Source organism: Vibrio sp. YT-19(2023) (assembly GCF_033337395.1).
In genome coordinates, this window is sequence record NZ_JAWOQN010000015.1 from 46,797 (window position 1) to 68,730 (window position 21,934).

Consider the following 21,934-nt stretch of genomic DNA (forward strand, 5'->3'; position numbering starts at 1 on the left):
ATCACTTATGCCAATGACAAAAGATCTATCTCACCTACTTCCTCAAGTCATCGAGATTGCCCGCAGTGCTGGGCAAATGATCCTCGAAATATATGAAAAGAAGCAATACGAGGCCTACACCAAAAGTGACGAAACTCCCGTAACAAGTGCAGATATTGCAGCTCACAAGTTCATCACTGAACGCTTGAGTGATCTGACGCCTGACATTCCCGTGTTGTCAGAAGAAGACGCAGACATAAGCTTAGAGCAACGCGCTCAGTGGGAACGTTATTGGTTAGTCGACCCTCTTGATGGTACTCAAGAATTCATCGCTCGCAGTGGTGACTTTGCCACTATTATTGCGTTGGTCGACAACAATCGACCAACCATGGGCGTCGTTTACGGCCCTGTATCTGGCGTGACTTACTACGCTTATAATGGCAAAGGCGCCTGGAAAATTCCCGACATGTCGGACAGCGTCAAAATCCATACACACAAACACGAACAGCCAGAGCAAAGCATCGCAATTGCTATTAGTCGTCGCCAAGACATCAATCGTATTACTAACCGTATGAGCAGCGCCTGGAATTACGACTTAATACCGCTCGGTTCTGCGGCATTGAAAGCATGCCTCGTCGCGGAAGGGGCTGTGGATTGTTACTTACGTCTGGGGCCAACTGGCGAGTGGGACACCGCTGCAACACAATGCATTGTTGAAGAAGCTGGCGGACGTATTCTCAGCACGCAATTAGAACCGCTGTCATATAACGAGCGGGAAACACTAGAAAACCCGAACTTTATTGTTCTTGGTGATGCGGATTTACCTTGGAATGAGATTTTACAACGCAAAGATTAAGCGCCCTATCGGTAAAATTTAGAGCACAAAATTCTAGCAATAGAAAGGCCACGAATATCTTCGTGGCCTTTTCTTTTTGACCTTCTGTACAGCACTTGGAGTATTTGGCCTACTATGTTCCAATTACTTGCAAAGCTGAACAAAAGAAACAAATCGATTAAAAATCATGGCTTTAAACTTTCACTCATTCCCAATCAAGATCGAATGTACAGCGAATAGAGGTTTTAGCTTACGATGATCCAAAAGCAAAAAGAGCTGCACAATAGCAGCTCTTTTAAGATATTGGATTTTGTCACGATAGGTTAGAAGCGCCCTTGGTAATTAAACTCATATTGACCTTGAGCATTCGGCTTACCCAACCATTTCAGTTGCTCCCCCATGCTGGATGGGAACTCTGCACCAGGTTTGAACCACGCTTTGGTTGAGTATCGTTGATTAGGCATCAGCTCTGCTGAGAACGCCGCAGAGACTTGTTCGCTGCTCTGCTCACCAGTTGCCGTCAATACACTATCCTGACAGTTTATATCGGCAATCACAGGACCGAGATCTAAGCTGCCAACGGGGCTTTGAATACCACTGGCATTCCATACTAAAGTGCCTTCACCGTTCTTACACCAAGGCGCAGCATAAGTCGCATGACGAATATTCAGCTCAAGCTGCCCATCAACACCAACAGGCACAGGGAGGCGCGCTTGCTCAACAACTTTTACCGCCGGAATCGAGGCAACTAAGTTTTTGGCATAAGGGCCATCACTTAAGCTATAGCCGACAAAACCGCGCCCACGAACGTCCATTTCACTACCACGACCAAAGCGCACAGCAAACTCAGCTTTACCTGTCAGTAGACTCGACCATTGGAAATCCCAATTAACTTCTCCAAGGTTCTGGTGCTGCCAACGAATACTAGCAGCTTGACCTTGCCATACCGAACCGTTGGCTCCTTGAATGTCCAGGCCTCTCACTGTTGGTGCTTGTTGTAACACCCAAGAGACTGGTAATCCCATTAAAAGACTGACTGAAAAAAAGACGATAAAGATAACAACGTAAAGTACTGCTCGCTTCACCTTAACCTCGCTTAAACTGAAGGCGGTTTACATCGATCATGCCCGCTTGCTCTGTTCGGTCGATATCTAAAAATTCGACTTCAATACCCTGTTGCTCTTTCAAGTAACGTAACCAATCCACTAGTTGATTAAACGCGAGTGGTTTGATCCACACTTGAACGCTCTCATTACGAGGTTGTACTCGAATCAACTCAACTTTATAACGACGAGCTGAAGAAGAAACCAACTGATTCAACGGTTGACTAGAGTAGCTCACACCGCTGCTTTTTCGCAGTGCAGTGATGCCATCCGCTTTATCTTGTACCCAAGCTAGCAACTGCTTTTCACTTTGAATACGTGACTGAGCTAGCTCCGCACGTTGACTCATTGGCTGTAATAAACCCCAATAAATAATACCGATAACGGCAATAGCGCCACATCCCATGACCAAACGCTGCTCACGCTGCGAGATGCTGCTCCACCAAACCTGAGCTTGAGAAATTAAATTTTTCATCATCACCTCACAAACGCTTCAAAACAAAGCTGCCAACCACAACGTTATCGCTACGGTTCAACTGACCTTGCTCAACATTAAACTTCTCTGCCAATTTCACACGAGCCTGCTCAAAAGGTTGGAAGTCTGAACTACGAGCCTGAATACGTACTTCGCCACGTTGTCCGTCGTATTTAAAGCTAGTGATCTCCAAGTCGCTGACCTGACCAAGCGTCGCGGGTAATGCCGCCAACCATGACAACATTGCCTGCTGACCACTTCCACCAGATAAGCGGCGCTCTTCATCATCCATTTGTCGTTTGAGGTAACTAACGGTAGGAATGCGTCGTTTATTTGGGAACACTTGGCGGAAAATACGCTCACTCTCCTCACGATACGCTTGAGCTTGTGCTTCGTACTTGTGGACCACGAGCAACTGCTGCGCAACCATGACAACGATAAGCACCCCCGCAGCAATGGTGGCTTTTTGCCAGAGCTTCCAGTATTTACCCCAAGAAGATTTCGGCTTGAAGATCCCAGTCAGCAAATTGACTTTGCTTTCTGTCACCCCCTTCGCCAGTAAAGCCATCGTCATTTCTTCTGGTTGCGGCTCCCATATTTCAGGTAACGCAGATTCCGGGACCGAGCTATAGCAATCGAGCTTCCAACCTTCATGATTTTGTAGATAAGAAGAGAGGTAAAGGTCTAACCAAGAAGCGTCGACAACCGCGCCCTCTGTCGCAGAGTGACGAATTAGCCATTGCTCGCCAATCATTGCAGCACTGCTGTGCTCTCCACGAACCGGTAATGCAAGCACATCGGGTAAAATGCGTTTAATGGCGATACCTTGGCTTGAAAAACGTTGCAGTACAGTCTGAATCCAAGCACGTTCAACTGCGCAAATCTGCGCTTTGTCCGCTTGTTTACCCAACACGCTAAAGTGCAGGCCATCAACGTCCTGAGCAACTTCGTCTTCCACTAAGTACGGTAACATCGCCTCGAATTGGCGTGTTGCACCAGGTGGTATATCCACTTGCGTCAGGACCACATCATTACTCGCCAACAGCGCCACAACTTGGCGCTGACCAGCATATGAGACCAACTCATCTAAGTGTTCCCACCCGGCGATTTCACCGCTAGCAATCACTTCCTGTTGATCTGTCGACCACACCACCCAAGGAATGGTACTTTGTTGTTCGCTACTCAGCCGAACGGTCAGAAACTCGCTCACTGATCCCTCCAAAACGACGGCGAACTACGGTCACCGTTTCTCTATTTGTACTTTGCAAAAGGCTTCGGATACGTACACGTGATTCATCCACCAACACTTGTGCATCCAATTCAAAAAAGGCGCTATCCACACCCAAATAGCCTTTGGCGTTTTTCTTTACATCTTCACTTAAGCCAGCCATTTCTGACTCTGCTAAAAATTCATCAATGCTATCCCACCCATCAAATGGGCGTTTTTCAATTAGCTGAATCGCATCACTACTGCTTAAGTTTGGTGAGAACATTGCCACCAAAATCGGAGCTTGCTCAACATCAATCGTATTCACGTTTAAACGCCAGTCATCACTTGGTAATGCACAGACCAGCGGCTCCAATTTTTGGAAAATTTCACCACTCACCTGATAGACAGCCCGTAACTCGGAAGCATCTGCCATCCAACCATTTGATGCTAAATAGGAAGGCTTCATCGCTTCATATGTGCTGTCTTCAACCCCAGTAGTCGAACGGACAGAGTCGTCAGCATCAATGTATTCCCAAGTAGAGTCTGCAATGATTTCTGCTTGATATGGCTCGACATCCAACTCTTCTAATAAGCGCTGCAATACATTCACTAAATATGGTCTTGTAATTTGCTGACCCGTTGGTTGCACACGACTCAATACATTTAGATTAAAGCACGCTTGCTTGTCTCTAATTCGTCCCGCCGCTTGACCATAATCTAACGGATAGACTTGCTCTTTTATCGCCCACGGTTGACTCATATTAATCGTGTCGGTGTCTTTATAACTTTGCTCGATACCCACTTTTGCTAGCGCCTCGACGCCAAGGCTGTACCAATACGCTTGCTGGTAATTGATTTGATTAGCGCCTCGCTGAAACTGCAAGAACAAACGTTCCGACATACTGGCAGCAACCGTTGCCATAATCGCCAGCAACATCAACACTATAATCAAAGCAACACCGCGCTGACGGTTAACCATTATTGCTGTCTCCTGAACTTTCCTCTTTCTGACTCAATGTGCCATCAGGAGTGAGATAAGTGCGGGCAATTTCTCCATAGTCTTTGAGAGTGAGAACAACAGAAACCGCTTTCGGCAGCGCTTTTTCTTCAGCCCACTCTTTTTTCCATTGCTTACCATCATAGAAACGCATATCAAATGACTCGACCTGCGTTAGCAATGGAGTAACAGTACCTTGTTGCCCAACCGGCGTATCAGGATAGCGCCACCATACTCGCTGCAGTGTTTCTTCTTTTAAGCGATAGCCAACCTTGGTTACTTCTCCACGAGGGAACTGCTGCTGAGGGTTGTGCCAACCTAAACGGGCAAACATCAGTCCTTTGGTATCGGAGTCCAACAGGTAATCGGACCAAAAAATTAGCCGGCTAGCAGGCTCTTCACCATTAGTACGTGTTTGACGCATCGCCATTTGACGAAAATCGTTATCCATCATCACCATGGCACGCTGAATTTCGTTTAAGCGTTGGGTTCGTTCTTGTGATAGCGCATTGCTACGCTGTACTTGCGATACCACTTGGTACGCAGCGACACTTAAACTGGCAAAGATGGCAATCGATACCAACACTTCAATAAGTGTAAAACCTTTTACCCTTTGGCGCGTATTTGCGCGGGGATTATTATTGCGCCACATAGCTTCGTACCGTTACTACAGGGCTCGCGCTTTTCTCTACCGAGACGCTCACATCAAATGCTTTCAGCAATGGCTGCGTCGTGGCGACTGGCGTGACTTTCCAGAACCAAGTGCGTCCTGCCAGCTCTTCTGTGCCGTTTTTCGCTTTGAGTTCTCCGGTATTCAACATCACATTTGCCATCTGATTATCCACAACCATGGCTGCAAACATTTTTTCTTCTAGATAACTGATTGTATTAATATGCTGGCTCACAGAGCGAATGACACTGATGGCAGCGGTAGCGAAAATTGCCAGTGCGACCAATACTTCCAGTAAGGTCATGCCTCTCGTCCGGCGATGACTCAAATTTGGGCGAGCTTGCTTAAAATTGCGCATTCTCATCCTCTTTCACTTCTTCGCCCGGAGCTAATAACAAAATTTGTCCACTTTCTTTGCCAATGACTCGCCAACCGTCATTAAAGGCATCACCATTTTGCGGAAAAAAAGACAGGGTAAATGGCGTGACTTCGGCGCTGGAAAAGATAAACACTTGCGGTGGCTCAATTTTCTTTTCGTCCTCTTCTTCTGCGAACATGTCTTCATCAAAAAGAGAACCTGGTTTGAATAAGCGCTCATCATTATCCCAAGCACCACCTCCGAGCTCGAGTTGTAGCGTAATATCTTCTTCTAGCTTGGTTTTGCTCGGAATCTGCTTTAATTTCAGAGGCTGCCAACCTTCTGAGGTTAAACTCAGTAGAGCGTAGGTCGATTTGGCATCATCCACTCGAACGCCAAAATCTTTACCGCTCAGCACCGCTTCTTCATTGAGCAGCTGTAAACGCTGAAAAAAGCTTTGAGCATACTGTTTGGAAAGATCTTTTTGGCTAGTCGGTAACGTCGAGATCACGGCCACAGCCGTAAGAGATAGCAAAACCAGCACCAATAGAATTTCTATCAATGTAAAACCGTTATGTTTTCGCATTTGTTTCATTAGTGCTGGCTTAGGCTCAATTATTGGAAGTCTTGCATGTTCCAGTTGCCAATATCTGCAGCTGGACCTTCTCCACCCTCTTGGCCATCTGCGCCTAGAGTGAAGATATCGATTGTACCGTTATCACCTGGGCTTAAGTATTGGTACTGGTTGCCCCAAGGGTCATTAGGAAGACGTTTGATGTAACCACCATCACGGTAGTTGCGTGGCTCTGGGTTAGATGGCTTACTAACCAATGCTTCTAGACCTTGGTCCGTTGTTGGGTAAACGCTGTTATCCAACTTGTACATATCTAAGGCATTTTCCAACGCGACAATGTCCGTAATCGCTTTTTGTTGGTCAGCCTTCTCTTTGTTACCCAATAGGTTTGGAACAACAAAACTTGCCAAAATACCTAGGATAACCACAACAACCATCACTTCTAAAAGTGTAAAACCCTGTTGTTTACTACGCTTAAACTTCATTTTTTTCTCCGAAAGTTAGATTAAAGCCATGCCGTTAGTAGACACGTCTTAATTCGAAATTATCCGCTCATCAAGTTATTCATTTCTAACATTGGCATCAAGGTCGCCATCACAATGAACAACACTAATCCAGCCATTAATGCAATCAGCGCAGGAGTAAACACACCCAGAGCAATATTGACTGTTGATTCAAAGTTTTGATCTTGGTTATCGGCTGCCCGCGTCAACATGCTCTCTAATTCACCACTTTGCTCACCACTGGCGATCATGTGTAGCATCATTGGTGGAAACAAGCGGGTTTGGTCCAACGCCTTACGCAGACTAGCGCCCTCTCGAACGTTATCCGCTGCAAGCAACACTTGCTGCTTCACATAACGGTTAGACATAACATCTACCGCAACGCGCATACCCTCGAGAATTGGAATCGCACTGGAAGTACAGATCGAAAGCGTTCGTGCGAATCGTGCGGTATTCAAACCTCGAGAGATCTTACCTATTAGCGGTAAGCTCAAGATTTTTCTGTCCCAAGCTAAGCGAAAGTCTGGCTTTTGCAACGCCAGTTTGAGGCCATAGAAAAGCACCACCAGCACAACGAAAATAATCAGCCCCCAATCTTGCACAAACTCACTGGCTGCCAGTAAAAATTGCGTCGATTGAGGTAACTTTTGGCCCATCTGAATGATGGGTTCAATGATTTTAGGAACCACTGTCGCCAATAAGAACGAAACGATGACAACCGCGAATACCACCAAAACTACAGGATAAATCATGGCTTGAAGCAATTTAGATCGCATCTTTTGGCGGTTTTCGACATAGTCTGCCAAACGCTCTAATACGGTATCGAGGTGACCTGATTTTTCACCCGCCGCAACCATGGAGCGGTACAGTTCATCAAACACGTGTGGGTAATCGGCAAAACTGTCGGCAAGCGGATAACCCTCTGTTACTTTCGAGCGAACCGCAGCCAACATAGAACGAATCCTCGGCTTTTCAGCCTGCTCAGAGACCGCACGCAAACACTCTTCCAAAGGCATTCCTGATTGGACTAGCGTAGACAATTGCCGTGTGATGAGTGCCAGCTCAGATGTTGAGATACCGCGCTTAAAGCTGACTGAACCTGAAGACTTAGCCGATTTAGCTTTCGTCTCGACCACTTCAATCGGGATCATCCCTTGCTCTTTGAGTCGCTGGCGCACTTGTCGGGCGTTGTCCCCTTCTATCGTGCCTTTTTTATGCTTGCCTTTTGCATCTAGCGCTTTGTACTCAAATGCCGCCATTAGGTTTCCTTCGTCACTCGCATCACTTCTTCAAGTGACGTAATACCACGACGTACTTTGCTTAAACCATCACTGCGAATACTTGGCGTATGGGCGCGAACGGCTCTCTCAATTTCTTGTTCACCAGACTCTCGATGAATCAACTCTTGCACTTGCTCATCAACCATAATGAGCTCGTGGATACCTGTTCGACCTCGGTAGCCTTTTTGGTTGCACGCTTCACAGCCTTTTGCTCGGTGCAGTTCTAACGGTTCATGCGCTTCCATACCAAACAGTTTTTTCTGTTCCGCATCGGCTTCATACGGCTCTTTACAGCTTGGACAAAGCGTTCGAACTAAGCGCTGCGCTAGCACCCCTAATAACGAAGAAGAAATAAGGAATGGCTCAATACCCATATCACGTAGACGCGTAATCGCACCCACTGCGGTGTTGGTGTGGAGAGTCGACATTACCAAGTGACCCGTTAAGGACGCTTGCACTGCAATTTGTGCGGTTTCTAAGTCACGGATCTCACCGACCATCACCACATCCGGGTCCTGACGCAGAATGGCACGCAAGCCGCGCGCAAACGTCATATCAACCTTTGGGTTCACCTGAGTTTGACCGATGCCATCAATATCAAATTCGATCGGGTCTTCAACCGTTAGAATGTTGCGCTCGTTGCTATTGATCTCTTGCAAGCCAGCATACAAGGTGGTTGATTTACCAGAACCTGTCGGGCCCGTCACCAAGATGATACCGTGAGGACGCTGAATAAGATGACGGAAATTGTCGTGCACGGAAGGCGTCATACCTAAGCTATGCAAATCGAGACGAGTCGCGTTTTTATCCAACAAACGCATTACCACGCGCTCACCATGTGAGGACGGCATCGTAGATACACGCACGTCCACCGCACGACCACCGATACGCAACGAAATACGGCCATCTTGAGGCACACGCTTTTCTGCGATATCTAGTTTAGCCATAACCTTCACACGAGAAACTAGCAAAGGCGCTAGCTTACGGCTTGGAGTCAGGACTTCACGCAATACGCCATCGACACGGAAACGAATCGAAAGGGTTTTCTCGAACGTCTCAATATGAATATCCGACGCACCTTCTTTGATCGCTTCGCCCAACATGGCGTTGATCAATTTGATGATTGGCGCATCGTCTTCCGATTCTAATAAGTCTTCATCGTGCGGCAGTTCTTCAGCCAAAGAGAAGAAATCATCGCTATCAGCACCAATATCTTCCATCAACTGACGCGCTTCAGACGAGTCGCGTTGATATGCTTCGGTCAGCTTTTTATCAAAGGCTTCTTTATCGATAGGTTGCGGTACGAAGCTTTTCTTTAATACACGACGGACTTCAACCAGAGCCGCAGGGTTAAGCGGCTCGACATAGTAAAGAATAGGTGGACGCTCAGGATGCTCTGTCTCCAGCACCAGTTTAAAGCGGTTGGCAAAACTGAATGGCAGACGACGCATACTTGGCGCTGTGTCTAACATATCAACCATTAGTTGTTTTCCATTTGATCAATAAACGCTTGAATCTCTGTTGGGTGCTGACGCTCCTGGCCAAAGGCTGGCATAACCGGGATCTTCTCGTCTGCCATCAACTTCAACCCTTGATCCGCTTTATAAAGCTGTTCTGCGCGAATAAAGTTGTATTTACGCTGCGTAATACCGTCAGCCGTCACACCATCGCGAATAATCGTCGGCTTGATGAACACCATCAAGTTACGTTTTTCTGTTTGCGTGCTAGTTGACTTGAACAGATGGCCAAGTACCGGAATGTCACCCAATAGCGGCACTTTAGACTCACTTTCAAGTGCCCGTTCATCGACCAAACCACCAAGAACCAACATCTGACCATCTTGGATCATGACAGAGGTGTTTAACTGTCGTTTAGCAAAGCGAACGTCAACCGCACCGTTTGCGCCTAATACGTTGGAAACTTCTTGTTCAATGTTTAACTGTACAGAGTCACCTTCGTTAATTTGTGGCACTACTTTGAGTTTGATACCGACTTCTTTACGGTCAACCGTTTGGAATGGGTTGTCGTTGTTTGAGCCAGCCGTAGAGCCCGTAATAACCGGAACCTCTTCACCCACAATAAATGATGCTTCGCCATTATCCATTACGGTAATACTCGGAGAAGATAGAATGTTTGAGTTGGAGTCAGAAGCAACAGCACTAATTAGCGCTGTCCAGTCACCCATGACAATACTCATTGCCGCACCATTTACTCCGCTAAGTGCTGACGCTAGCGTAGAGTAGTCACCTGATTCAGTAACATCATATGGCGTTCGTTCGCCATTAGAGTTGGTATAGTATTCAGTGCGGGTTTGATCTTTTGCTTCTTCTAGACCAACCATCACCTGACCAATCGGGGCTCCTGAGTTACCGTACTGAATTACAGCACCCGTTTCTAATGAACCCCACTGAACACCTAGGTTAATACCATCACCTTCAGACATTTCGACAATTAACGCTTCAATAAGAACCTGAGCACGACGAATATCGAGTTGAGAAATGACGTCTTGTAATGCCATCATAATATCTGGTGGCGCTGTTAAAACTAACGAGTTAGTTGCAGCGTGAGCAGCAATGACGACCTCACCACGCGATGCACCTGATGTTTTCTGACCAGCTTGCTTTTCAGCTTGCAGGTTATCGGAAACACCTTTCAATACATCCACCAAGTCTTCAGCTTTCGCATTTTTCAGGTACACAACTCGGTTGTTACCTTTTGTCGCCATTTCAACATCAAGTTGACGAATCAAACGTTTCAAGCGGGCTCTTACTTTTGGATCACCAGAAATTAAAATCGCGTTAGTACGTTCATCGGCCACAATTTTAGGTTCAAGGAACTCTGGCGTGCTTTTCTGATTCGCACTTTTATTCAGTGCTTCGACAATGCGTACCATTTCAGCAGCAGATGCATTACGCAGCTCCACCAATTCAATTTCTTTATCGCCGGCTTGGTCAACACGCTTGATGATCTCTGCTAAGCGATTCACTACTGCCGCACGACCAGTAATCAAGATAATATTCGCTGGATCATAATGAACCACGTTACCGGCACCGGCGTTATCAATCAGCTGACGAAGTAGAGGAGACAACTCACGGACCGACACATTACGCACCGCGACAACTCGAGTGATAACACTATCGCCTTGCGCGCTACCATCACCTAACACAGGGATTGCTGAGGTTTTTGAGTCTTTTGCTTTGATAACCTTAAGTACCCCATTGTCCATCTCTACGACTGCGTAACCGTATACTTCAAGGACATTAAGGAAAAAGCTGTAATATTGCTCTTCGTTAAGTACGTCATAGCTGCGGACATCGATCTTACCGCGTACTGAAGGATCAACAATGATGGTCTTTTCGAGGTTACGACCCACTATGTTGATGAATTCTTGAATATCAGTGCCTTTAAAGCTCGCACTAAATTCGTTTGCCATTGCACCTGGTACGCAGAGTAAACTTCCTGCTAGTAGCCAAGCACTTTTGCTGAACCAATGTTTCACGTATGTCTCCCTGAACTTACGCCGGTTGCCTAAGTCTTACAATTGGATATAGATATCGTACTGTTGGCCGTCTCGCTCAACAGTTAAATTTAATTCTTGCGGATCGCTCATCACTTGCATCAGTTGTACTGAAGAAGACGGATCACTTAAATCGATCCCGTTCAGTTGAACCGCAATATCACCAGGTTGTAGCCCTACATCATTAAATAATGCGGCATCACGACCAGGTGATACTCGATAACCAACAATGTCTCCGTCTTTTTTGACGGGTGAAATGGTGATGTATTTAAAAACGCTTTGTGGATCTTTCGCAATTTCCTCGCGGATTTGCTCTAATTTCTCTCCAACGTCAGACGTCGCTGCTTCTGCTCGCTGAGCTTGCGCCCTAGCTACCTGCGGCGATTCAGATAGCTTCTTATATTCTATACCTTGCATCATTAAGGTCTCGTCTCGACCTTGGTTATCAATGATGACGCGATCCACCAATACCGCTTTTAGCGTCGCACGTGTCCCTTCGATTTCTTCACCCAAACCGTACGTAGCTTGCTTACCTCGGTTAGCAATAACAGCAAGGCTGGTATTGGCATCACTGCTGGCAACCGCACCGACTAGGGTGAGGTTAAGGCGCGTCTTAGGGGCGTCTTTAACAATAGGCTGTTCTACAACTGCCGCTTTTTGCTCAGTGAATTTACCGAATAGGTTGGCATTCTGAAGGGCATTAAAATCTATCGCGTCGCCTTTATTACTCGCAGTAACGCTACTCGCCGATGGACGCCATTGCGGCACTTCCGACGATTGAGGTATGGCTAACCACACAATTTTGCCAAGTATCCATCCGGTTATCGCAATAAACAGACAGGTAAGCAACAAGCTAAGTTTGGCTTGAATGGTATAATGATTGGACTTGATCTGAGCCAGTAGCGGTCTGCTTGATAATCCTGCACTTAGCTCTAAACGTTTCACTGAATGGATTCCTTTATTCTAACGTCCGTCATTTAAGCTATAACGATAGCTATCGACTTTAAATTGCTAAATTTGCAATAAAATTATTACTCAACAAAGAGCAGTGAACTATATCACAAGTTGTCTTTCATACCTTTTTCTTATGCAGTTTTTGCCAACTCCCTTGAAAAAAATACGCCTTGACTCCATCTGTAGGTGAATAATCCATCACTCATTGCCTTATTCGGGCAGTGATTAGATAGCGTAGTGTTCTATGAGTTCCCTAAATGAAGCCGTTAGGCTAGATAAATGGCTATGGGCCGCAAGATTTTACAAAACCCGCTCCATCGCGCGTAACATGGTCGATGGCGGTAAAGTCCACTATAATGGCCAACGAAGCAAGCCGAGTAAAATCGTTGAAGTGGGCGCTGAAGTAAGACTTCGTCAAGGCAACGAAGAAAAAATCGTGATCATCGAACAAATCTCAGATCAACGCCGAGGCGCTCCCATCGCACAAACCTTATATCGCGAAACTAATGAAAGTATAGCGAAACGTGAGGAACACGCGACTCAACGTAAGCTTAATGCCCACAACCCAAGTCCGGAACGCCGCCCAGATAAAAAGCAGCGCCGAGACATCATTAAGTTCAAACACCAATAAAAGCCGGAATTACCAACGAGGAAAGCACTCCATGGCAAATAATGTTTTAAACCGCTACCTATTCGAAGATCTTTCAGTACGTGGCGAGTTGGTACAATTGGATGAAGCGTACCAACGTGTTATCTCCAGCAAGGAATATCCGGCAGCAATAGAGAAACTGCTGGGTGAGCTACTCGTTTCAACTACTCTTTTAACTGCCACTCTTAAGTTCGAAGGTTCGATCACCATCCAGCTACAAGGCGATGGTCCTGTGTCTCTTGCCGTTATCAACGGTGACCATAACCAACGTGTCCGTGGCGTAGCTCGCTGGGAAGGCGATATTGCCGATGACGCAAACATTCACGATCTAATGGGTAAGGGCTACCTTGTGATCACTATCGAACCGAAAAACGGCGAGCGTTACCAAGGTGTCGTTGGATTAGAAGGTGACACTTTAGCAGAAGTGCTAGAAGGCTACTTTGCAAACTCAGAGCAGTTAAAAACGCGCCTATGGATCCGCACTGGTGAGCATGAGGGCAAAGCACACGCAGCAGGTATGTTGATTCAAGTGATCCCCGACGGCACTGGCTCTCCAGATGATTTCGAGCATCTAGAGCAGCTCACTGATACAGTAAAAGATGAAGAATTGTTTGGTTTAGAAGCTAACGAGTTATTGTATCGACTATATAACCAAGACAAAGTACGTCTGTACGAGCCGCAACCTGTCGAGTTCCATTGTGGCTGTTCTCGTGAGCGTAGCGGTGCCGCAATCATCACCGTTGAGAAAGCTGAAATTTATGACATTTTGGCAGAAGTTGGATCAGTTTCTTTACATTGTGATTACTGTGGCACAACTTATACGTTCGACGAATCTGAAGTCACTGAACTGTATGCACAAGCTTCTACGGACAAGAAAACCCTGCATTAATTTACATAGCTTATCAAGCACGTAATTTACCCTACAAAAGGCCAGCTTAATGCTGGCCTTTTTGTGATCAACCCCTCGTAATAACTAGCCTCAAGCGTAATAAAACAACTGCTTAATTTTAAACAATTAATAATGATTTTGCCCTAGCGCAAAGGATTGCGCGCACGATAGACTATTCCCACCAATATGTGACGGGCCACCTAAAACCTTATTGAAATCATGGGTAAATTTTGAGCTATCTCCCTGTTTTCTCCCCGCCCCGTTGCTAGCATGGTGAGCAGATTAAAATTAAAACATTCTTACAAAATCCCTACAAAATCCTTATAAGGAGCACCTATGACCGTTATGGAACATACTAAGGCTGCAACACTTGATCTAACCAAGCACGGACTGCATAACGTAAAAGAGGTTATTCGCAACCCAAGCTACGAAATGTTGTTTGAGGAAGAAACGCGTGAAGACCTAACCGGTTATGAGCGCGGCGTGGTTACTGAACTAGGTGCGGTTGCCGTTGACACTGGCATCTTTACTGGTCGCTCACCAAAAGATAAATACATCGTCAAAGACGCTACGACAGAAGAACATATGTGGTGGACGTCTGATCAAGTGAAAAATGATAACAAGCCAATCACTCCTGAAGTGTGGGACGAGCTAAAAGAACTGGTCACAAACCAGCTTTCTAACAAACGCTTGTTTGTTGTTGACGGTTACTGTGGTGCAAACCCAGATACACGTTTGAGCATTCGTGTTATCACAGAAGTCGCATGGCAAGCGCACTTCGTTAAAAACATGTTTATTCGCCCGACAGAAGAAGAGTTAGCGACATTTGAACCAGACTTCGTAGTAATGAATGGCGCAAAATGCACTAATCCAAAATGGGAAGAGCAAGGCCTGAACTCAGAAAACTTCACCGTATTTAACCTAACTGAGCGCATGCAACTTATCGGTGGTACTTGGTACGGCGGTGAAATGAAGAAAGGTATGTTCGCCATGATGAACTACTTCCTTCCACTAAAAGACATCGCATCAATGCACTGTAGCGCTAACATGGGCAAAGATGGCGATGTAGCGGTATTCTTCGGTCTATCTGGTACGGGTAAAACGACCCTGTCGACTGATCCTAAACGTGCGCTAATTGGTGATGATGAGCACGGCTGGGATGATGACGGTGTCTTCAACTTCGAAGGTGGTTGTTACGCAAAAACCATCAAACTTTCGAAAGAAGCGGAGCCGGACATCTACAACGCAATTCGTCGTGATGCACTGCTAGAAAACGTAACAGTACGTGGCGATGGCTCTATCGACTTTGATGATGGTTCGAAAACAGAAAACACACGTGTTTCTTACCCTATCTACCATATCGATAATATCGTTAAGCCAGTATCAAAAGGCGGTCACGCGAATAAAGTGATCTTCCTATCAGCCGATGCATTTGGCGTACTGCCTCCAGTATCTAAATTGACACCTGAGCAAACTAAGTACCACTTCCTGTCTGGCTTTACCGCCAAACTAGCGGGAACAGAGCGCGGTATTACTGAGCCAACACCAACTTTCTCTGCTTGTTTCGGCGCGGCGTTCCTAACGCTCCACCCAACAAAATACGCGGAAGTACTGGTAAAACGCATGGAAGCAGCGGGCGCTGAGGCTTACCTAGTGAATACTGGTTGGAACGGCACTGGCAAACGTATCTCTATTCAAGATACACGCGGAATTATTGATGCAATTCTTGATGGTTCGATTGAAGATGCACCAACTAAGCACATTCCTATCTTCAATCTTGAAGTACCAACGTCACTACCAGGTGTGGATCCAAGCATTCTAGACCCTCGCGACACGTACGTTGACCCACTTCAGTGGGAAAGCAAAGCGAAAGATTTAGCAGCGCGCTTTATCAATAACTTTGATAAGTACACAGACAACGCTGAAGGTAAATCTCTGGTTGCGGCTGGTCCTCAGATTGATTAAATCGAGTAACAGCGACGTCGCGTAAACTCAGTGAAAAGTTGGCATTAACTTATCACCTTTACGTAGGCCAAGTTACAAAAATTGCTTCAAGCCCCTCCTTTGAGGGGCTTTTTATTGAATACCACAGAATATTGATACAAGCTAAAGCCTATCTAGTTTTATTTAATAACACACGTAGGTTCTAGCAAAGATGAAAACAGCGCGTCGAGTTCTACTTCTGTTACTGGTTATCTTAGTTGCCATTCCGACCGCTACGATTGCGCTGCTAACAACATCTTACGCGGACGCAACCTGGCGCTTGCTGTCAAACACCTTTTATCTTCCCTTCCGGGCCGAAAGCGTGCGTTATGACTTTCCCTATCACCTAACTTTACAACGCGTGAACACCAGCGGAGACGATGCGTCTTACATCGAGCAAGTCGATTTATGGATGAATCCCGATGTTTATCGCGATGGTAAATGGATCGTTGATAGTTTATTGATTGATGGTATGAGCTTGCAGTATGGCGCACCAAAGCTCCCAACTTTAGACAACGTTTTATTCCATCAAATCGCGCTCAAAAATATTGATTACGCCGACGAGCAGTTCTCTGCCAATGGCATTGACCTTCAAATTCAATCACCACAATGGAATGATCAATTAATACCATATGGCGAAGTTCAACTTGCGGCTGACCAACTCTATTGGAATGGCGAAGCCTTTAATCAAGTCTTAGTCGATATAGACTACAAGCCGCAAGACAGTACGCTTTATGGCACCTCTTTTAACTGGCGTAACAGTCAAATATCTGGGCAAGGGGAGCAGTATCCTCAAGGCTGGTCTTTAGTAAATGTGACCATCAACAAGCTGAAACTGAGTAATACGCAGCGCCAATCACTGCTTGCAAAACCTTGGCACGATCTACCATTTAGCATTAATCATATTAATAGCTTAGATTTGCTTAACGCCGATATTGAATGGGGCGACTGGCACTGGCAGAACTTGGATCTTTCTGTGGAAAACGCCACACTACCACTGTCTCTCTGGAAGACAAAAGCTCAAGTGTCATTGCAGGCGGATAGCGTTCGATTCCAGCAGCAAACCGCAATAGAGCCACGTTTGAGTGCCGCTATCGAGCCAGGAGTAATCCAGCTCAACGAGCTCAGCTTAGATTGGCAGCAAGGTCGAGTGCAAGTTTCTGGATTGTTCACGCCAACACAATGGAAGCTCAAAGAAGCCTCTATTCAAGGCCTCAAGTGGGCAACACTGCCAGAAGACAACCTAAATTGGTGGCACGCCGCCACCAGCGAGTTAGAGCATGTTGCAATCGAACGACTCGACATTGAGCGCAGCCAAATTATCCAGCTATCTCACGAACCTTATTGGCAACTTTCCGGTTTAAATATCGAAGGGCAACAGCTTGATATTAAACAGTCGGCTCAACGTTGGGGCCTTTGGCAAGGCGAATTGGAAGTCAGCGTTGTCAACGCTAGCTATGACCAAATACTCACGTCTCACGCAGCACTTGCCATGCAAAGCAAAGATGGCTTTTGGCAATTGACTCGCCTTTTTGCGCCACTCGAGCAAGGCTACGTAGAAGGCATCGGACAAATAGATTTGAGTACCCCGAGCCAACCTTGGGCGCTCAACGTCAATGCTGATGGTATTCCCTTATCGCTCTTCCACGATTATTTTTTACCCGACACACTGGCTATTGATGGTTTTTCCGATCTTAGCCTCGATCTACAAGGGTTATCAGGTGATCGCAACATGCTGGCCTACAGCTTATCGGGTGAAGTGGAAGCCAATCTCCGAGATACCCGCTTGAATTCCCAAGCGGATCATTCGCTCAAAGCCATTACCTTAAGTCCACTGCGTTTAAGCGCGCAACGAGGGGAAGTTGCCATAAAGCCGGTCACAATTTCAGGAAAAGCCATAAGTGGTAAGGTTTGGGGAACATTTGATATGGCCAACAACCCGCTAAGTGGCATTACTTATCAATTGGAAGAGTCGTGCGGAAACATTGAAGGCGATCTACTAAGTGGTGAAACCCACCGTAATGAGTGCGTGAACGCATCAAAACTGGCCGAGCCTACTGATATTGAGACTCCACAGAAAAATGAACCTTCCATCGAGCAGCCAATCGTAATTGATAACATCAATTTGGAGACTCAAGAGGAAGAGCTTTACGAAGAAGTTATCGAAGAAGATGAAGTACCCGACACGAATTCCGCAGCAGAACAAACCCTCTCACCGACAGAGCAAGAAGGTGAAACAGATAAGCGCCCAGCAGATCAGTCGGCGCTTACCCCATCAGCAACTGAGTAACTGCGAGTAGTTCGGTATCAGCATATAGGTACCGACAAAATCAACAGCTGGCGTGTCACCACTATAAATCACTACGTGAATAACGATGCGTGCTTTGCGTCCCGACTCCAATCGGTCTAGGTCACCACTGATCCCATCCAACGAAGTACTCGCCACGGGGTTTTGTTCGACTGGTTGACGATAGCGAATCGAGCTGTCGGCCAACACAATATCACCGTGCAGCCCACGCTCTTTAAGCAGCAGCCACGTCATCCCCCACCCTGTCAGGGTTGCTAAGGTAAAAGCTGACCCGGCGAACATGGTGTTATGCGGATTAAGGTTAGGATTAAGCTGCGCACAGCATTCAAACTGGTAACCCGTGTACTGGTTAATTTTGATCCCCATTTTGTCGCTAATTGGGATTTGTTGCTCCCAGCGCTGTTGAAGCTCAGTACACCATTCAGGGCGACGTAACACATTGGCCATCGGATCCAGTTGCTTCACCATTTGCTGATGGCGCACAGGGCCACGCTCATCGGTCAGCTCACCTCGACGCTCAAAGCCATTTTTTTCATAAAAGGCGATGGCATCTTCACGGGCATTACACACCAAGCGTTTCGCTCCTTCTTGGCGTGCTAACGACTCTAGTGCAACCAAAACCAGCGAACCCATCCCTTTGCTACGGCGATTATTTTTAACCGCCATATAGCGGATCTGGCCATCATTGTCCGGCGTAATGTATAAACGGCCAATCGCCATAGGACGACCTCGACCATCAACAATCATGCGGTGATGACTCATTTCGTCGTATTCATCGCGCTCTGAGCCGATCGGCATACGCCATGGCTCACGAAGCAGTTGCCAGCGAAACTGATAATACTTGTTTATCTGATTATCGGTTTTGGGAGTAATGAGTTTGAACATATCAATCCTTTGAAAGCACAACACTAATCAGTGTCGGAAAAATTACTCCAAGCCAATTCCATGAGCTTGGAGTTAAAGCTTAGACTATGGCGCCTGTGTTACCAGATTAGACCTGCAACCAAAACGTCACTGGACCGTCATTCACCAAAGACACTTTCATATCGGCAGCGAAGCGGCCACGCTGTGTGGGTAAGACTTCTTCACACAAGTCAGAAAAGTAATCATACAAGCGCTCTGCATCAACAGGATGCGCACCGCGAGAAAAGCCAGCTCGCGTGCCTTTTTTTGTATCCGCAGGCAGCGTAAATTGAGAAACCACCAGCACTTTACCTTCCACCTGTTTAACGTTTAGGTTCATCTTGCCTTCGTCATCTTCGAACACACGGTAGGTTGTAACACGCTCCATTAAACGCTTTGCTTTAGCTTCATCGTCGTCCTTCTCTACGCCCAATAAGACCAGCAGACCACGATCAATTTCTCCTACGACTTCACCATCCACACGGACGGCTGCTTCACTGACTCGTTGAATTAGCGCTATCACTACTCTCGCTTCCTTCATCTGTTAACTGAGATTCAGCGGTCGAGTGTATCATGTCTAAATCTTCACTCCAGTGCTCTCGCTCACCAAGCGCAGCCGTAACTTCCGCCCCCAATAACACGATCATCCAGCATAAATACACCCAAACAAATAAGATAGGAATCGCCGCTAACGCGCCGTAGATGAGCTGATAAGACGGAAACTGAGTGATGTAGAGTGCAAAGCCTTTTTTACTCAACTCGAACAGTATCGCGGCGACTGCTGCCCCCATGGCACCATGAGCGAGGTGTACTTTTTTATTCGGCACTAGAATATACAAGCCAAGAAAAGCAAAAAAGGACAGCAACAACGGTAGCCAACGCAGAAATAAATTAAACGCACCAGATAATGTCTCGTTCTCTAAAATTTGCAGCGAAGTCACGTACGACGTCGCCGCAATACTCGCACCGACCATGATCGGCCCTAACGTGAGTACCATCCAATACATAGAGAATGAAAAGACTAAACGGCGCTTGTCTTTAACTCGCCAAATGTAGTTTAAGTTCTTATCAATGTTGGAAATCAGCATGACTGCGGCAATGAATAAAAACCCACCGCCAACCGCGCTCATTTTGCCCGTATTCGCCACAAATTCCTGTAATGCCGTATGTACAGCTTCTCCAGAAGCCGGCACAAAATTCTCAATAATGTAGCCTTGCAGCACCTCACCAACGTTCGCAAAAACGGGAAATTTCGACAATATTGATAACAATACCGTCAGCATTGGCACAATAGACAACAAGGTAATGTAGGCAAGATAGCCCGCGTTCACATTCACACGGTCATGCGTTAATCGCTTAAGAAGGTACGTAAAAAACGCGACGCAACTTGGCAGTAGATTGATTAATCTCGCCTTGTAACTCTCTGATAACTGGTTCATAGTTCATCCCATAATTAGCGCCGAGGACATAAGAATGCCTTATTTATTAGCAATTGTACTATCAATTTTCACTTTAACAGGGTGTCAATCTGCTTATTACTCAGCAATGGAGCAGGTTGGGTATCATAAACGAGATATTATGGTCGACCGCGTCGAAGATGCCAAAGAATCTCAACAAGATGCACAAGAAGAATTCACCAGTGCACTTGAAGCCTTATCTGCGATCACCAACTTTGATGGTGGTGAGCTAGAAAATGTCTACAACAACATCAATGACAAATACGAAGATAGCGAAAAAGCGGCTCAAGACGTACGTGACCGTATTGCTGCGATTGAAGACGTATCCGGCGCACTGTTTGATGAGTGGCAAGATGAGCTAGAGCTGTACTCGAGTGCGAAACTGCGTCGTTCAAGCGAGCAAAAGCTACGTGAAACCAAAGCCTCGTACAAAACCATGCTTAGCGCTATGAAGCGTGCAGAGAAAAAGATGACACCGGTACTGGATACGCTGCGTGACAACACGTTGTACTTAAAACACAACCTTAACGCCAGTGCGATTGGTTCTTTGCAAGGTGAGTTCTCTAGCTTAGAGAAAGACATTCAGTTTGCGATCAAACAAATGAACGAAGCGATTGCAGAGTCCGATAAATTCCTACAAAAGCTCAATCAAAAGTAAATGATTTAGACCTCCTCCTAGTGAGGAGGTTTTAGTCGGCGACCTTACCGAGTAAACCGATGACTCTTCGAACAAAGTCTACTCTCTCTGGCACAGTTCCCCATGGTACTTCTACCACTTCATACCCCAACTCAGTATAGACACTCACTAACGACTGATGAATCTCCAATGCTTCTTCAAAGCTGTGCGGACGCACTTCATCTTGTACGTAAATGGATGCTTCAGGTCGACAAGTAAACACCTGACTATGGTACCCAGCGCTCTCGGTTAAGAAAGCTTGGTCAACCTTACAGCCTCCCACTTGTAGGTATGCAATGATGTCGGGGATGGCGCGATCAACAAACGCAACATCATGACAACGCGCATCACTCTTTTGCTTGTCCATCAACCCAAGGCATAACTTGGCAAACTCAGGTAAATTCGTCCACGGCAAAATACCATTTTCTAACTGGCTTTGCTGCTCAATCAAGTCGCGAGACCCTTCAGGAAACGTGGCGTAACCATACGCGTCTAGCGCATTCAGCAGTGTTGTTTTTCCCGCACCAGGCCCACCGGTGATAATAATCGGGTTCATATTCAACTCCAGAAAACAAAAAGCCCCGAGCATAACTCGAGGCTTCTTCTTAATTGAA

General features: G+C 46.3%; 22 protein-coding genes. 6 read left to right on the forward strand and 16 right to left on the reverse strand.

Translation table 11 applies throughout. The annotated features are described in order from the left end of the window. The first annotated feature begins 7 nt into the window (after positions 1–7). On the forward strand, positions 8–835 hold the full coding sequence (gene cysQ / locus R7E78_RS12890) for a 3'(2'),5'-bisphosphate nucleotidase CysQ (protein ID WP_005379308.1): 828 nt from the start codon (positions 8–10) through the stop codon (positions 833–835). 302 nt (positions 836–1,137) lie between these two features. Here cysQ and R7E78_RS12895 read toward each other — a convergent pair whose 3' ends face one another. From R7E78_RS12895 to gspC, 12 genes are read right to left on the reverse strand one after another with little or no spacing between them, the layout of a single operon-like run. Then, positions 1,138–1,899 carry a type II secretion system protein N gene (locus R7E78_RS12895; RefSeq protein ID WP_222712369.1) on the reverse strand — a complete coding sequence of 254 codons (762 nt, stop codon included), beginning with the start codon at positions 1,897–1,899 and terminating at the stop codon, positions 1,138–1,140. Between the two features lies 1 nt (position 1,900). Next, positions 1,901–2,392, reverse strand: a complete 492-nt coding sequence (locus tag R7E78_RS12900) for a type II secretion system protein M (protein WP_005383002.1) — start codon at positions 2,390–2,392, stop codon at positions 1,901–1,903. A gap of 7 nt (positions 2,393–2,399) precedes the next feature. Continuing rightward, entirely contained in the window at positions 2,400–3,602 is a 1,203-nt protein-coding gene (gspL, locus tag R7E78_RS12905; protein WP_167415599.1) for a type II secretion system protein GspL, read from the reverse strand. Then, positions 3,571–4,581: a type II secretion system minor pseudopilin GspK gene (gene gspK / locus R7E78_RS12910; RefSeq protein WP_005379302.1), complete on the reverse strand. Its 1,011-nt coding sequence runs from the start codon at positions 4,579–4,581 to the stop codon at positions 3,571–3,573. Before gspK ends, gspL begins: the two co-directional genes overlap by 32 nt. Beyond that, the gene (gspJ, locus tag R7E78_RS12915; protein ID WP_047103742.1) at positions 4,574–5,251 is read right to left on the reverse strand and encodes a type II secretion system minor pseudopilin GspJ; all 678 of its coding nucleotides are present in this window, start codon (positions 5,249–5,251) and stop codon (positions 4,574–4,576) included. Before gspJ ends, gspK begins: the two co-directional genes overlap by 8 nt. Next, positions 5,238–5,627, reverse strand: coding sequence for a type II secretion system minor pseudopilin GspI (gene gspI, locus R7E78_RS12920; RefSeq protein WP_017635009.1), 390 nt, complete (start codon positions 5,625–5,627; stop codon positions 5,238–5,240). The genes gspJ and gspI overlap by 14 nt, the downstream gene beginning before the upstream one ends. After that, a complete protein-coding gene (locus tag R7E78_RS12925) occupies positions 5,614–6,213 on the reverse strand; it encodes a prepilin-type N-terminal cleavage/methylation domain-containing protein (protein WP_017635010.1) in 600 nt (199 codons plus the stop codon). Before R7E78_RS12925 ends, gspI begins: the two co-directional genes overlap by 14 nt. Before the next feature lie 29 nt (positions 6,214–6,242). Next, positions 6,243–6,686, reverse strand: a complete 444-nt coding sequence (gspG, locus tag R7E78_RS12930) for a type II secretion system major pseudopilin GspG (RefSeq protein ID WP_005379298.1) — start codon at positions 6,684–6,686, stop codon at positions 6,243–6,245. A 59-nt stretch (positions 6,687–6,745) separates the two neighbouring features. Beyond that, on the reverse strand, positions 6,746–7,963 hold the full coding sequence (gspF, locus tag R7E78_RS12935) for a type II secretion system inner membrane protein GspF (RefSeq protein WP_222712370.1): 1,218 nt from the start codon (positions 7,961–7,963) through the stop codon (positions 6,746–6,748). Next, positions 7,963–9,465 (reverse strand): type II secretion system ATPase GspE, encoded by a 1,503-nt coding sequence (gene gspE / locus R7E78_RS12940; protein ID WP_005394994.1) that lies wholly within the window; start codon positions 9,463–9,465, stop codon positions 7,963–7,965. Before gspE ends, gspF begins: the two co-directional genes overlap by 1 nt. Next, on the reverse strand, positions 9,465–11,483 hold the full coding sequence (gspD, locus tag R7E78_RS12945; RefSeq protein ID WP_005379295.1) for a type II secretion system secretin GspD: 2,019 nt from the start codon (positions 11,481–11,483) through the stop codon (positions 9,465–9,467). Before gspD ends, gspE begins: the two co-directional genes overlap by 1 nt. Before the next feature lie 36 nt (positions 11,484–11,519). Further along, on the reverse strand, positions 11,520–12,446 hold the full coding sequence (gspC, locus tag R7E78_RS12950) for a type II secretion system protein GspC (RefSeq protein WP_115385654.1): 927 nt from the start codon (positions 12,444–12,446) through the stop codon (positions 11,520–11,522). Positions 12,447–12,699: 253 nt separating this feature from the next. On the opposite strand from gspC, the gene hslR reads away from it, so the two are divergent. The 4 genes from hslR (at position 12,700) to R7E78_RS12970 (ending at position 18,266) form a co-directional block, all read left to right on the forward strand. Next, the gene (gene hslR, locus R7E78_RS12955; protein ID WP_005379292.1) at positions 12,700–13,086 is read left to right on the forward strand and encodes a ribosome-associated heat shock protein Hsp15; all 387 of its coding nucleotides are present in this window, start codon (positions 12,700–12,702) and stop codon (positions 13,084–13,086) included. A 31-nt stretch (positions 13,087–13,117) separates the two neighbouring features. Then, complete coding sequence (hslO, locus tag R7E78_RS12960) at positions 13,118–13,993, forward strand: Hsp33 family molecular chaperone HslO (protein WP_031780788.1); 876 nt, start codon at positions 13,118–13,120, stop codon at positions 13,991–13,993. 336 nt (positions 13,994–14,329) lie between these two features. Next, positions 14,330–15,958 (forward strand): phosphoenolpyruvate carboxykinase (ATP), encoded by a 1,629-nt coding sequence (pckA, locus tag R7E78_RS12965; protein ID WP_017820689.1) that lies wholly within the window; start codon positions 14,330–14,332, stop codon positions 15,956–15,958. A gap of 190 nt (positions 15,959–16,148) precedes the next feature. Next, a complete protein-coding gene (locus R7E78_RS12970; RefSeq protein ID WP_318057937.1) occupies positions 16,149–18,266 on the forward strand; it encodes an AsmA family protein in 2,118 nt (705 codons plus the stop codon). Here the strand turns inward: R7E78_RS12970 and R7E78_RS12975 are convergent. From R7E78_RS12975 to R7E78_RS12985, 3 genes are all read right to left on the reverse strand, one after another. Continuing rightward, complete coding sequence (locus tag R7E78_RS12975; protein ID WP_005379283.1) at positions 18,252–19,169, reverse strand: bifunctional GNAT family N-acetyltransferase/hotdog fold thioesterase; 918 nt, start codon at positions 19,167–19,169, stop codon at positions 18,252–18,254. The two genes, R7E78_RS12970 and R7E78_RS12975, sit on opposite strands and share 15 nt — an antisense overlap. Before the next feature lie 106 nt (positions 19,170–19,275). Continuing rightward, positions 19,276–19,710: a D-aminoacyl-tRNA deacylase gene (gene dtd / locus R7E78_RS12980; RefSeq protein ID WP_005379282.1), complete on the reverse strand. Its 435-nt coding sequence runs from the start codon at positions 19,708–19,710 to the stop codon at positions 19,276–19,278. Next, positions 19,682–20,626, reverse strand: coding sequence for a virulence factor BrkB family protein (locus tag R7E78_RS12985; protein ID WP_033905908.1), 945 nt, complete (start codon positions 20,624–20,626; stop codon positions 19,682–19,684). Before R7E78_RS12985 ends, dtd begins: the two co-directional genes overlap by 29 nt. 34 nt (positions 20,627–20,660) lie before the next feature. Between R7E78_RS12985 and R7E78_RS12990 the strand changes: the two genes are divergently transcribed. Beyond that, entirely contained in the window at positions 20,661–21,302 is a 642-nt protein-coding gene (locus R7E78_RS12990; RefSeq protein ID WP_005382972.1) for a DUF2959 domain-containing protein, read from the forward strand. 31 nt (positions 21,303–21,333) lie between these two features. Here the strand turns inward: R7E78_RS12990 and R7E78_RS12995 are convergent, their stop codons facing one another. Continuing rightward, positions 21,334–21,876 carry an AAA family ATPase gene (locus R7E78_RS12995; RefSeq protein ID WP_318057938.1) on the reverse strand — a complete coding sequence of 181 codons (543 nt, stop codon included), beginning with the start codon at positions 21,874–21,876 and terminating at the stop codon, positions 21,334–21,336. Between the last annotated feature and the right edge of the window lie 58 nt (positions 21,877–21,934).